This window comes from Micropruina sp., from assembly GCF_047607385.1.
Classification (GTDB): Bacteria; Actinomycetota; Actinomycetes; order Propionibacteriales; family Propionibacteriaceae; genus Micropruina.
Map to the genome: position 1 here is coordinate 1 of NZ_JASGDE010000218.1, position 11956 is coordinate 11956.

13 protein-coding genes and 1 pseudogene are annotated in these 11956 nt (G+C 70.0%); 2 read left to right on the top strand and 12 right to left on the bottom strand.

All coding sequences use genetic code 11. The annotated features are described in order from the left end of the window. A pseudogene (locus QM582_RS18785) lies at positions 1-389 on the top strand (A/G-specific adenine glycosylase); the annotation flags it as partial. A gap of 55 nt (positions 390-444) precedes the next feature. Then, complete coding sequence (locus QM582_RS18790) at positions 445-954, top strand: hypothetical protein (protein ID WP_415087007.1); 510 nt, start codon at positions 445-447, stop codon at positions 952-954. A gap of 69 nt (positions 955-1023) precedes the next feature. Here QM582_RS18790 and QM582_RS18795 read toward each other — a convergent pair whose 3' ends face one another. From QM582_RS18795 to QM582_RS18850, 12 genes are all read right to left on the bottom strand, one after another. Beyond that, positions 1024-3522 carry an ATP-dependent Clp protease ATP-binding subunit gene (locus tag QM582_RS18795; protein WP_415087009.1) on the bottom strand — a complete coding sequence of 833 codons (2499 nt, stop codon included), beginning with the start codon at positions 3520-3522 and terminating at the stop codon, positions 1024-1026. A gap of 167 nt (positions 3523-3689) precedes the next feature. Next, entirely contained in the window at positions 3690-4013 is a 324-nt protein-coding gene (locus QM582_RS18800) for a histone-like nucleoid-structuring protein Lsr2 (RefSeq protein ID WP_415087011.1), read from the bottom strand. A 154-nt stretch (positions 4014-4167) separates the two neighbouring features. Continuing rightward, positions 4168-4650, bottom strand: a complete 483-nt coding sequence (locus tag QM582_RS18805; protein WP_415087012.1) for a hypothetical protein — start codon at positions 4648-4650, stop codon at positions 4168-4170. Between the two features lie 69 nt (positions 4651-4719). After that, the gene (locus QM582_RS18810; protein WP_415087014.1) at positions 4720-5241 is read right to left on the bottom strand and encodes a DUF3180 domain-containing protein; all 522 of its coding nucleotides are present in this window, start codon (positions 5239-5241) and stop codon (positions 4720-4722) included. Beyond that, complete coding sequence (folK, locus tag QM582_RS18815) at positions 5241-5801, bottom strand: 2-amino-4-hydroxy-6-hydroxymethyldihydropteridine diphosphokinase (protein WP_415087016.1); 561 nt, start codon at positions 5799-5801, stop codon at positions 5241-5243. Before folK ends, QM582_RS18810 begins: the two co-directional genes overlap by 1 nt. Continuing rightward, complete coding sequence (folB, locus tag QM582_RS18820) at positions 5798-6169, bottom strand: dihydroneopterin aldolase (protein WP_415087018.1); 372 nt, start codon at positions 6167-6169, stop codon at positions 5798-5800. Before folB ends, folK begins: the two co-directional genes overlap by 4 nt. A 21-nt stretch (positions 6170-6190) precedes the next feature. Continuing rightward, positions 6191-6988 carry a dihydropteroate synthase gene (gene folP / locus QM582_RS18825; RefSeq protein ID WP_415087028.1) on the bottom strand — a complete coding sequence of 266 codons (798 nt, stop codon included), beginning with the start codon at positions 6986-6988 and terminating at the stop codon, positions 6191-6193. A 228-nt stretch (positions 6989-7216) separates the two neighbouring features. Then, positions 7217-8173: a DUF559 domain-containing protein gene (locus tag QM582_RS18830; RefSeq protein ID WP_415087019.1), complete on the bottom strand. Its 957-nt coding sequence runs from the start codon at positions 8171-8173 to the stop codon at positions 7217-7219. 234 nt (positions 8174-8407) lie between these two features. Next, the gene (folE, locus tag QM582_RS18835) at positions 8408-8971 is read right to left on the bottom strand and encodes a GTP cyclohydrolase I FolE (protein ID WP_415087021.1); all 564 of its coding nucleotides are present in this window, start codon (positions 8969-8971) and stop codon (positions 8408-8410) included. A gap of 1 nt (position 8972) precedes the next feature. Continuing rightward, complete coding sequence (ftsH, locus tag QM582_RS18840) at positions 8973-11084, bottom strand: ATP-dependent zinc metalloprotease FtsH (protein ID WP_415087023.1); 2112 nt, start codon at positions 11082-11084, stop codon at positions 8973-8975. An 84-nt stretch (positions 11085-11168) separates the two neighbouring features. Then, positions 11169-11720 carry a hypoxanthine phosphoribosyltransferase gene (gene hpt / locus QM582_RS18845; protein ID WP_415087025.1) on the bottom strand — a complete coding sequence of 184 codons (552 nt, stop codon included), beginning with the start codon at positions 11718-11720 and terminating at the stop codon, positions 11169-11171. Between the two features lie 33 nt (positions 11721-11753). Beyond that, the coding region (locus QM582_RS18850) for a TilS substrate-binding domain-containing protein (protein WP_415087026.1) at positions 11754-11956 on the bottom strand (203 nt) is incomplete at its 5' end.

The following is an 11956-nucleotide window of genomic DNA, read 5'->3' on the forward strand; positions in this document are numbered from 1 at the left end:
CGACCGCGGCCGAGCGGCGCCGGGCCGAGGCCTGGCTGCCGGACGGTGCGGCGGCACCCCGGTGGTCGGTGGCGGCGATGGAGCTGGGCGCGCAGGTCTGCCGGGCGTCCAACCCGCGCTGCGAGGACTGCCCGGTGCGCGCGCAGTGCCGCTGGCATGCCGCCGGACGTCCGGCCGGGCCGCCGCGTCCCCGACAGCTCTACGCCGGAACCGACCGGGCCGCCCGCGGCCACGTGCTGCACCGGTTGCGGGGCCGGGACTCCGGCGAGACGGTGGCCGCCGAACAGCTCGTCGCCGGCTGGCCGGACGCCGTCCAGGCCGACCGGGCGTTGCGCTCGCTGGCCGCCGACGGGCTGATCGTGGCAGCGCCCGGCGGCTACCGGCTGTAGCCGGCCGGCCGAGGCGCTACCGGGCGCCCCTATCCTGGAGAATCAGGAGGGTTTCATGAGCAACCAGCAGTACTCGCCGTGGGCGGAGGGCGACGGCTTCGGCATTCCGCGGCCGCAGCCTCAGCCGGCGCGGCCGGAGGACCCGCCGACGCTGCCCTACCCGGCGTCCGGCTACGCCGAACCCACCGGCTGGTCCGAACCGCAGCAGTTCGGCGCGCTGCCGCCGCAGCCGCAGTATCCCGCGCCCGCGACCGCCTACGGCGCCGTGCAGCGTCCGCCCTACGGCGTCCCCGGTGAACTCCCCGAGCATCCGGACGCCACCGTCGTGCTCACCCTGGGCATCCTCGGCACCGTCGCGCTGTTCGTGATGTTCCCGTTCATCTGCCCGGTGGCCTGGTACCTGGGCAACAAGGCCCGCCGCGAGATGCGGCTCAACCCGGGCCGGTACCGTCCGTCCGGATCGATCACCGCCGGCTACGTGCTGGGCATGATCGGCACCCTGATCGCGCTCTGCGGTGTGGCCGTGGTGGTGCTCGGCATCATGGCGTTCGCCCTCTTCAGCTGACCCGGCGATCGACGCACCGCGGCCCCCGGATTTCTCCGGGGGCCGCAGTGTGTTCGGGTGTGGGTGAGGTCAGCGGGCCTGACCCAGCTCGGCCGGCACGTCGGGCATCTGGGCCTTCGGCACACCGTTGAAGGTGAACGGCAGCTCCGATCCCTCCGGCGCGACGTCGACCAGGACGATCTCGCCCGGGTGGATGTCGGCGAACAGGATCTTCTCGGCCAGGATGTCCTCGATGTCGCGCTGGATGGCGCGGCGCAGCGGGCGGGCGCCCAGCACCGGATCGAAGCCACGCTTGGCGATCAGGGTCTTGGCCGCCTGGGTGAGCTCGATGCCCATGTCCTTGTCGCGCAGCCGGGACTCGATCTCGCCCACCATCAGGTCGACGATGCGCTCGATGTCGGCCTGCGAGAGCTGGTGGAACACCACGATCTCGTCGACCCGGTTCAGGAACTCCGGACGGAAGTGCTGCTTCAGCTCGTCGGAAACCTTCGCCTTCATTTTCTCGTAGCCGCCGACGCTGTCGGTGGACTGGCTGAAGCCCAGGTTGACCGACTTGGAAATGTCGCGGGTGCCCAGGTTCGTGGTCATCACGATCACGGTGTTCTTGAAGTCCACCACTCGGCCCTGGGCGTCGGTCAGCCGACCCTCGTCCAGGATCTGCAACAACGAGTTGAAGATGTCCGGGTGCGCCTTCTCGATCTCGTCGAAAAGGACCACGCTGAACGGCTTGCGCCGCACCTTCTCGGTGAGCTGGCCGCCCTCCTCGTAACCGACGTAGCCGGGAGGCGAACCGAACATCCGCGACGCGGTGTGCTTCTCGGAGTATTCGCTCATGTCGAGGGTGATCAGGGCATCCTCGTCGCCGAACAGGAACTCGGTCAGCGCCTTGGTCAGCTCGGTCTTGCCGACGCCGGAGGGGCCGGCGAAGATGAACGAGCCGCTGGGCCGCTTCGGGTCCTTCAGCCCAGCCCGGGTCCGCCGGATGGACCGCGACAGCGCCTTCACCGCATCGTGCTGGCCGATGTAGCGCTTGCCGATCTCGTCCTCCATCTTCAGCAGCCGGGACGACTCCTCCTCGGTCAGCTTGAACACCGGGATGCCGGTGGCGGAGCTGAGCACCTCGGCGATCTCCTCCTCGCCGACCTCGGCCGGGACGTCGGAGTCGCCGACCTTCCAGGCCTCCTCCTTCTCGGAGCGGGCGATCAGCAGCTTGCGCTCGTCGTCGCGCAGCCGGGCGGCGCGCTCGAAGTCCTGGGCGTCGATCGCCGCTTCCTTCTCCAGCCGCACCTTGGCGATCCGCTCGTCGAACTCGCGCAGGTCGGGCGGCGCGGTCATCCGGCGGATCCGCAGCCGGGCGCCCGCCTCGTCGATCAGGTCGATCGCCTTGTCGGGCAGGAACCGGTCGGAGATGTACCGGTCGGCCAGCTGGGCGGCCGCGGTCAGCGCCGAATCGGTGATGGTGATCCGGTGGTGCGCCTCGTAGCGGTCGCGCAGCCCGCGCAGGATGTCGATGGTCAGCGCGATGGACGGCTCGGCCACCTGGATCGGCTGGAACCGGCGCTCCAGCGCGGCGTCCTTCTCGATGTGCTTGCGGTACTCGTCGAGCGTGGTCGCGCCGATGGTCTGCAGTTCGCCACGGGCCAGCATCGGCTTCAGGATGGACGCCGCGTCGATCGCGCCCTCGGCGGCACCGGCACCCACCAGGGTGTGGATCTCGTCGATGAACAGCACCACGTCGCCGCGGGTCTTGATCTCCTTGAGCACCTTCTTCAGGCGCTCTTCGAAGTCGCCGCGGTAGCGGGAGCCGGCCACCAGGGCACCCAGGTCGAGGGTGTAGATCTGCTTATCGCGCAGCGTCTCGGGGACGTCGCCGCGGACGATGGCCTGGGACAGCCCCTCGACCACGGCGGTCTTGCCGACGCCGGGCTCGCCGATCAGCACCGGGTTGTTCTTGGTGCGACGGGACAGCACCGTCATCACCCGCTCGATCTCCTTCTCGCGCCCGATCACCGGGTCGAGCTTGTTCTCGCGGGCGGCCTGGGTCAGGTTGCGGCCGAACTGGTCGAGGATCGACGATCCCTGCTGCTGCGGGCCCGCCTCGGGGGCGCCGGCCGTCGCGGCCTCCTTGCCCTGGAAGCCGCTGAGCAGCTGCAACACCTGGTTGCGCACCCGGTTCAGGTCGGCGCCGAGCTTGATCAGCACCTGGGCGGCGACGCCCTCACCCTCGCGGATCAGCCCGAGCAGGATGTGCTCGGTGCCGATGTAGGGATGGTTGATCTGCAGCGCCTCGCGCATGGACAGCTCGAGCACCTTCTTGGCCCGCGGCGTGAACGGGATGTGCCCGGTCGGCGCCTGCTGGCCCTGCCCGATGATCTCCTCGACCTGTCCACGGACGGCCTCCAGCGAGATGCCCAGAGCCTCCAGGGCCTTCGCGGCGACACCCTCGCCCTCATGGATCAAGCCGAGCAGGATGTGCTCGGTGCCGATGTAGTTGTGGTTCAGCATGCGGGCCTCGTCCTGGGCCAGGACGATCACCCGTCGTGCTCGGTCGGTGAACCGGTCGAACATTCCGCACTCCTCACTCCGGCCTCGGCCGGGTGGCGCTCCGGCGGGATCGGCCGATCCCGCCCGGGCACCTTCAGTGTATTCAACCTTCATGGCCGGAGTTCTGTTCCGGCTTCGCCCACGGCGAACGGCCCCGGGAAATTCCCGAGGCCGTTCGCTTTCGTCCTGGATCAGGCGTGAGCGCGCTCGTAGGCCTCGCGCACCTCGGCCGGCACCCGGCCGCGGCTCGAGACGGTGTAGCCGTTCTCGGTCGCCCAGGCGCGGATCTCGGTGGCCGAGTTCGCGCCGGCGCGCCGGCGTCCGGCAGCCTTCCGCTTTCCGCCGACCCGGCGTCCGGCAGCCAGATAAGGTGCCAGCAGGTCACGCAGCTTTGCCGCGTTGTCTTCGGACAGATCGATCTCGTAGCTCACCGAATCGAGCCCGAACACGATGGTCTCGGCGGCCTCGGTGTTGTCCAGATCGTCCTCGAGTCGATAGACGATGCGTTGCGCCATAGGTAAATCCTCCCAGTGAGTGCTTTGCGCTTTCGACCGGCCCCCCGGTATCGGTCGCACATCACCCTACAACCAATCAATACGCGAGCAAAACCGCAATGCGGTCAATAACCGGGATTTCATCTTCGGCCGAGTGGCCGACCACAATCGGGATTCAGGCCGGACGCTTGGCCGCCCGATCGCGGCGCCACAGCTCGCGAGCGGTAACCCAGGGATCCGCCACGGCGGCGTCGCGCGGCAACTCGACGACATGCGCGCCGGATTCCCAAACCGCCTGGAGTTCCAGTTCGACCCGCAGCGCCTCGTAATTCCCGCGCAGCGTGGACATCTCCTGTTGCAGCCGGCTGGACCGCACCGTGGCCGCGTCGGCACGCTGCCGAAGCGCCACCAGGCGACGGCCGAGGGCGTCGAGAACCACCCGCTGGCCAGCCCGTTCGGCCCGCAACTGCTCGGCGTGCCGCAACGCCTCGGCCAGGGCGTGCGCCTCGCGCCGGCGCTGCGCCATGCGATTCGCCCGCCAGGCCAGCAGGCAGGACAGCACGGCACCGGCCAGCAGCACCGTCAGGCCGAGCAGCCGGACCAGCGGTTCACCGGCGACGACGGCGAATGCACCCACGCAGCCGGCGACGCCGAGCACGGACCAAGAAAGGACGCGAGCCCCTGTGGCGCGGTGCGCGCGAACCGGCTGCGTCTTCACGGGCGCAGCTTAACCGGCGCCGGGCCTCGGCCCTGGCTCACCGCCGGGCGCGTCGCCCGATTCGTCGTCGGGGTCGGAGGGCGGCACCTGGCAGGCCCGCTCCAGGGCCCGTCCGGCGAACGCCAGCACGACGCTGAGCAGCGCGGACGCCCCGGCGGCCAGCACCCGCTCCCGCGGCAGCGCCGCGTCCAGGTTGGGTAGCGCGCGCAGCGCCACCACCGCATATCCGGCGGCCAGCGCCGTCCCGCCGAGCAGCGCCGCCTTTCCGGCGAGCAGCATCGCGATCGCCCGGGCCGGTTCGACCACCTGGTGCCGCAGCTGCACGGTGCGATGCATCCAGCGCGCCGCCAGCCAGGCCGCCACCGCCAGCACCGCCAACACCACCGCGGTCAGCAGCGGCACCGGCGGGGTGGGCAGGCCGACGTTCTCCACGCCGGACAGTGCGATCCAGGCCAGTCCGGCACCGACCACGCCGGCGACGGTCAGCGCGGTGCGACCGGTCGGCTGCACGCTCGGCCGTGGCTCGGGCATCAGAGGTCGATCGTCAACTCGTCGCGGCGACGCACACCGGAGGCGTCCACGGCGTCCAGCAGCTCGGCCACCGGTCCCAGCCGGGGCAGCCGGGCGGCCGGATCGATCTCCAGCCAGGGCACCAGGACGAACGCCCGCTGGTGCGCCCGCGGGTGCGGCAGGGTGAGCGCCGGCGTGTCCTTCACCCGGTCGCCGACGGTGATCAGGTCGACGTCGAGGGTGCGGGCGCCGCCGGGCACCTCACGGGTGCGGCGGAAGGACTCCTCGATCGCCTGGGCGCGTTCCAGCAGCACCAGCGAGGCCATCGTGCTGTCGGCCAGGACCACGATGTTGAGGAAATCGGGCTGGTCGAGCACCGGGCCCACCGGCGCCGTCTCGTAGACCGAGGAGACGTCGACGATGGTCAGTTCCGGGGTGGCGCTGAGCGCCTCCACAGCACCCTGCAGGTAGCCGAGCCGGTCGCCCAGGTTGGAGCCGATGGAGAACACCACCGGCCGGATCGGCACCATGCCCGACAACGTGTCGAAGTCGAAGGCGGCAAGCGGATCGATCTCGGTCATCGTGGGCGGCTCCTGGTGATGGTGACGGCGACATCGGTCAGTTGGACGGGCATCTGGGCGCCCGGCTTGTGCACGGTCACCTCGACGGACTCGATCAGCTCCCGAGTCAGGCAGCGGGCCGCGATGCGTTCGGCGAGGGTCTCGATCAGGTTCACCGGCGCTCCGGTGACCTCCTCGGCGATCGCCTCGGACAACGCGGCGTAGTCGACCGTGGTGGCCAGGTCGTCGGAGTTCGGACGGGGTGCCAGCCGACAGGTCAGGTCGACCACGAATTCCTGCGGTTCGAGACGCTCGAAGTCGTAGACCCCGTGGATCGCACTGAACCGCATGCCGGTCAGGCGAACCCGGTCGGGTTCCGGCTCTGCCATGCGCTCACCTCCGCACCGAGGCTACTCCAGATCATTCGGCGCCTCCCGGCGCAGCCGGACGGCGACCGCGATCGCGTCGGCGTGCGCCCGGACGGTATGGGTGCGCACCGCCCACACCCCCCGCACGGCGAGCAACGCGGTGATCGCCACCGAGGCGTCGTCGCGCAGCTTCGGCTCCCGCCCGTCCAGCAGTTCGCCGAGGAAACGCTTCCGGGACGCCCCGATCAGCAACGGCTGGCCGAGCCCGGCCAGCACGTCGAGGCCGGCCAGCAGCGTCCAGTTCGCCTCCGGCGTCTTGGCGAAGCCCAGGCCGGGGTCGAGCACCAGGCGGTCGGGGGCGATGCCGGCGGCCAGGGCGGCGTCGCGACGGCGGGCCAGTTCGGCGGCGACGTCGTGCACCACGTCGTCGTAGTGGGTCAGCTGCTGCATCACGTCGGACTGGCCGCGCCAGTGCATCGCCACGTAGCCGACGCCGAGCTCGGCCACCGTGGGCAGCATCGCCGGATCGCTGAGCCCGCCGGAGACGTCGTTCACCCAGCGCGCGCCGGCGCCGACCGCGGCGCGGGCCACCTCGGCCCGCATGGTGTCGATGCTGACCACCGCACCCGCCGCGGACAGCGCGGCGACCACCGGCAGGACCCGGCGCAACTCCTCCGCGACCGGGACCCGGGCGGCTCCGGGACGGGTGGACTCGCCGCCGACGTCGATCAGATCGGCGCCCTCGGCGAGCAACGCCCGCCCGTGCTCGATGGCGGCCTGGGTGGACGCGAAGTCACCCCCGTCGGAGAACGAATCCGGGGTGACGTTGACGATGCCCATCACCTGGGTGCGCCCGGCGTCCTGCAACTGCCTCACCCGCGCAGCCTATCCAGCCCGTCGAACCAGTTTCTGGTGGTTACCAGGCGGTTGCGCAGCCGACAGAGCGACCCGAACCGCATTCTGGTGGTTCTGAGGCTCTCCCAGACCACCCACAACCACCAGAAAGTGGTTCGACAGCCCCAGAAGCCCGACCCGGCCCCGGATAACCACCAGAAGACGGTTCGAGCCTCAGGCCAGCTCACGGGCGACCCGCTCGACCACGGCCTTCGGGTCCAGCATGATCTCTTTCGCCAGCCAGCGCACCATCCGGTAGCCGAGGTCGCGCAGCGCTTGCTCACGCTCTTTCTCACGCACGTAGGCGGAGTCCTCCCGGTACTTCTCCGCACCATCGCACTCCCCGATCAGGCGATGCTCCGGCCAGTAGAAGTCCGGGTACAGCTTGCCCATCGGAGAACGGAGCTCGCGCTGGAGTTGCGGTTCGGGTAGCCCGGCGAGGTGGAAGTGCCCGGCCGACAACGACTCAGGGGCTGATTCCCGGCGCGGGTCCGCCAGTTCCATCGCTCGACCGAGACCACCAGGTCGCCTGGTGGCGGCTGCCTGCTCGAGCATCTCCCGGGCCGCGGCGATCAACCGCGGATTGGCGTAGTCGCGACGGCGCGGCTCGGCCACCATCGCGGCGCACAGCAACCGCGCCGCCCCGTCGAGAATGACCAAAGCATCAGGCAATGTGCGCCCGGCAGCCAGGTCGACGGCGGTGCGGGCGATGCTGGTGATCGGCCGACCGCCCGCGTCCTTGGTGACTTGCGACTCCGGGAGCAGACCGACATGGTGATTCGCCGTTCCGGTCCGGCTTCTCATGCGGCCACCCCGAGGCAGAGTGATGGCGACCGGGCACTCCTCCCAACGAGTGAAGCCCGGGCTGGGCAGCTTCCAGGACGCGGCCGCCGACTCGTGGCTGAGGACTCCCGCCGGGAACTTGATCAACTCGGCGACGGCACGCAGCAGATGTCGCTCCCGCGGATCCTCCGGCCACAGCGCGGCGTCGAGGAACACGCCCTGGCGGACGCGATACAGCCGCCCTCCTTCCAGAGCCGTGCGGAGCATCTGGGCACTTACCCCCGAGGCCAGCAGCACGGCCCGGGACGTGGGTTGGACCGGCAGCAGGTAGGGCCTCGGTAGACGCATTTCCCAAGAGTGACGGCTTCAGCACGGCTTGAGACTCGCCAGCCACCAATCTGTGGATAACTTCCGAACCAGTTTTTGGTGGTTACCAGGCGGCCGAACAGCCGGCGGAGCGACCCGAACCGGATTCTGGTGGTTCTGAGGCTCTCCCGGACCCCCCACAACCACCAGAAAGTGGTTCGACAGCTCCAGAAGCCCGACCCGACCCGGCATAACCACCAGAAGGTGGTTCGAGGCTCAGCCGATGATCAGGCTCATCGCCTCGGCACGGGTCGCCGGGTTGCGCAGTGCGCCCCGGACCGCGGAGGTGACGGTCTTGGAGCCGGGCTTGCGGACCCCGCGCATGGTCATGCAGAGGTGCTCGCATTCGATCACCACGATCACCCCGCGGGGGGCCAGGTGCTCGACCAGGGCGTCGGCGATCTGGGTGGTCAGCCGCTCCTGCACCTGCGGGCGCTTGGCGAACACGTCGACCAGCCGGGCCAGTTTGCTCAACCCGGTGATCCGGCCGTCGACGGACGGGATGTAGCCGACGTGCGCCACCCCGGTGAACGGCACCAGGTGGTGCTCGCAGGTGCTCCACACCTCGATGTCCTTGACCAGCACCAGCTCGTCGTGGGCGATGTCGAAGGTGGTGCCGAGCGCGTCGGCGGCGTCGGCGTCCAGGCCCTCGAAGAACTCCGCGTAGGCACGGGCGACCCGGTCGGGGGTCTCCCGCAGACCGTCGCGGTCGGGATCCTCGCCGATGGCGGCGAGCAACTCGCGGACCGCCGCGGCCACCCGCGGCTGATCGACCGGCACCTCAGCGCTCCGGAGGCTGACCCCAGCCGGCCGGCGGCTGGCCGGGCGGCTGCGAGCCCTGCGGCGGCTGCCCGTAGGGGGGCTGCCACGGCGGCTGTTGCGGACCAGGCTGTTGCGGGCCCGCCGGCAGCGGAACCTGGATGGCGCCGTTCGGCCCGACCAGCGGCGGGCCGTACGCCGGCTCGGGCTTCGGAGCCGGCGGCGGCGGATCGACCGGCGGCAGGTCCGACGGCACCCGGGTGTCGGATCCCGTCCAGGCCGGACGCTTCGGCCAGCGCACCAGCGGCTCGAAGACCTTCGCCACCTGCTCCTTGTCCAGGGTCTCCTTCTCGAACAGCTGGCGGACCAGTTCGTCGAGCACCTCGCGGTTGGTCACCAGGCAGTCGAAGGCCTCCTGGTGGGCGGTGTTGATCAGCCCGGCCACCTCGGCGTCGATCGCGGCAGCGATCGCGTCGGAGTAGTCGCGATGCCCGCCACCCATGCCGGCCTGCATGCCGAGGAAAGGCTCGTCGGAGTCGCTGCCCAGCTTCACCGCGCCCAGCCGCTCGGTCATGCCGTACTTGGTGACCATCGCGCGGGCCACGTTGGTGGCCTTCTCGATGTCGTTGGCGGCGCCGGTGGTCGGGTCATGGAAGACCAGCTCCTCGGCGGCCCGGCCGCCCAGCATGTAGGCCAACTGATCGAGCAGCTCGCCACGGGTCTTGGAGTATTTGTCCTGGTCGGGCATCACCATGGTGTAGCCGAGGGCGCGGCCGCGGGGCAGGATGGTCACCTTCTGCACCGGGTCGGTGCCCGGCATCGCGGCGGCCACCAGGGCGTGCCCGCCCTCGTGGTAGGCGGTGATCAGCAGTTCCCGCTCGTTCATGATCCGGGAACGCTTCTGCGGGCCGGCGATCACCCGGTCGATGGCCTCGTCCAGATGCTCCTTGGTCAGGTAGCGCTGGTTCTGCCGGGCGCACAGCAGCGCCGCCTCGTTCAGCACGTTGGCCAGGTCGGCGCCGGTGAAGCCCGGGGTGCGCTTGGCCACCGACTCCAGGTCGGCGTCCGGGGCCATCGGCTTGTTGGCGGCGTGCACCCGGAGGATCTGCAGCCGGCCCTTCATGTCCGGGGCCTCGACCGGGATCTGCCGGTCGAACCGGCCGGGGCGCAGCAGCGCCGGGTCGAGCACGTCCGGACGGTTGGTGGCGGCGATCAGCACCACGCCGCCGCGGACGTCGAAGCCGTCCATCTCGACCAGCAGCTGGTTCAGGGTCTGTTCGCGCTCGTCGTGGCCGCCGCCCATCCCGGCGCCGCGATGGCGTCCGACGGCGTCGATCTCGTCGATGAAGACGATCGCCGGGGCGGCCTCCTTGGCCTGCTCGAACAGGTCGCGGACGCGGGAGGCGCCGACGCCGACGAACATCTCGACGAAGTCGGAGCCGGAGATGGAGAAGAACGGGACGCCCGCCTCGCCGGCCACCGCGCGGGCCAGCAACGTCTTGCCGGTGCCGGGCGGGCCGTAGAGCAGCACGCCCTTGGGGATCTTGGCGCCGACCGCCTGGAATTTGGCCGGTTCGGAGAGGAACTCGCGGATCTCCTGGAGTTCCTCGATGGCCTCTTCACAACCGGCGACGTCGGCGAAGGTGGTGCGTGGAGTGTCCTTGGTGGCCAGCTTGGCCTTCGATTTGCCGAAGCCCATCACCCGGTTCCCGCCGCCCTGCATCTGGTTGAGCAGGAAGAAGAAGATCAACCCGATCACCAGGAACGGCACCACCGTGTAGAGCAGCAGCGTCCAGATGCCCTGCTGCGGGACCTCGCCGCGCCAGCTGTCCAGGGTGCCGGCGGCGACCCGCTGGTTCAGCCGGTCGATGATCTCCTGGCTCTGGGTGCCGACCCACTTGGCCCGGATCTTCGGCTTGGTCGGGTCCTTCTGCTCGACTCGGATGTCCTGCTCGCCCTCGACCAGCACGACCTCCTTCAACGGGGTGTCGCTGTTGATCAGCGCAACCACCGCGGACGTCGGCTCCTGGGTGTACCCATTGGCCTTGCTGAAGTAGTCGACCAGCAGCGCGATCCCGAGGAACCCCAGGATGATCCACAGGATCGGTCCCCGGAACAGTCGTTGAGCCTTCATTACCCACCTTTGTCGAGGGCGGCAGTCACCGCCGACCCCCAAGGATAGACGGGCCTCGCCGGGTGAATCGCGCGAGGCTACGGGTCAGGAGTAGACGTGCGGGGAGAGGGTGCCCACGTCACGCAGATTGCGGTACCGCCCGGCGTAGTCGAGCCCGTAGCCGACGACGAATTCGTTGGGCAGGTCGAAGCCCACGTACTTCACCGTGACCGGGCTGTTCAGGGCGTCCGGCTTACGGAACATGGCCATCACCTCGAGGCTGGCCGGGTTGCGCGACTTCAGGTTCTGGATCAGGTAGGCCAGGGTCAGACCGGTGTCGACGATGTCCTCGACGACCAGCACGTGGCGTCCGGCCAGGTCGGTGTTGAGGTCCTTCAGGATCCGCACCACGCCCGAGCTCTGGGTGCCCGACCCGTAGGACGAGATCGCCATCCAGTCCATCTCGCAGTGCCGGGTCAGTGTGCGGGACAGGTCGGCCATCACCATCAGCGCGCCGTTCAGGACGCCGACCAGCAGCAACTCCCGCCCGTCGTAGTCACGCTCGATCTGCGCAGCCATGTCGTCCAGCCGCTGCTGGATCTCGTCGGCGGTGTAGAGCACGTCGGAAAGGTCGGACCGGATGTCGCTGGCGTCCACACGCGCACCTTAGCCGAACCTGAGAGGTTCCATTCACCCGGTCGGCTGCGGTGGCCGGGCCCGGAGCACCCTGCCACGACGGGCCACCCGGAGGCCGGGCAGCTCCACCCAGCGCTGGCCGTGCCAGTCGGTGACCAGGGCGGCGACGGCAAGGGTGTGGGCCCGGGACGCCTCGGCGGCGCCCTGGGCCAGCAGCCAGCGCCGCAGCACCCGGTGCCGCACGGCCGCCGGCAAGC

Coding starts and splice junctions, on each gene's coding strand:
- ftsH (WP_415087023.1), bottom strand. CDS start 11,084: ATGAAGGCTCAACGACTGTTCCGGGGACCGATCCTGTGGATCATCCTG.
- folK (WP_415087016.1), bottom strand. CDS start 5,801: ATGACCGAGATCGATCCGCTTGCCGCCTTCGACTTCGACACGTTGTCG.
- folB (WP_415087018.1), bottom strand. CDS start 6,169: ATGGCAGAGCCGGAACCCGACCGGGTTCGCCTGACCGGCATGCGGTTC.
- folP (WP_415087028.1), bottom strand. CDS start 6,988: ATGGGCATCGTCAACGTCACCCCGGATTCGTTCTCCGACGGGGGTGAC.
- QM582_RS18800 (WP_415087011.1), bottom strand. CDS start 4,013: ATGGCGCAACGCATCGTCTATCGACTCGAGGACGATCTGGACAACACC.
- QM582_RS18790 (WP_415087007.1), top strand. CDS start 445: ATGAGCAACCAGCAGTACTCGCCGTGGGCGGAGGGCGACGGCTTCGGC.
- QM582_RS18810 (WP_415087014.1), bottom strand. CDS start 5,241: ATGCCCGAGCCACGGCCGAGCGTGCAGCCGACCGGTCGCACCGCGCTG.
- QM582_RS18830 (WP_415087019.1), bottom strand. CDS start 8,173: ATGCGTCTACCGAGGCCCTACCTGCTGCCGGTCCAACCCACGTCCCGG.
- QM582_RS18795 (WP_415087009.1), bottom strand. CDS start 3,522: ATGTTCGACCGGTTCACCGACCGAGCACGACGGGTGATCGTCCTGGCC.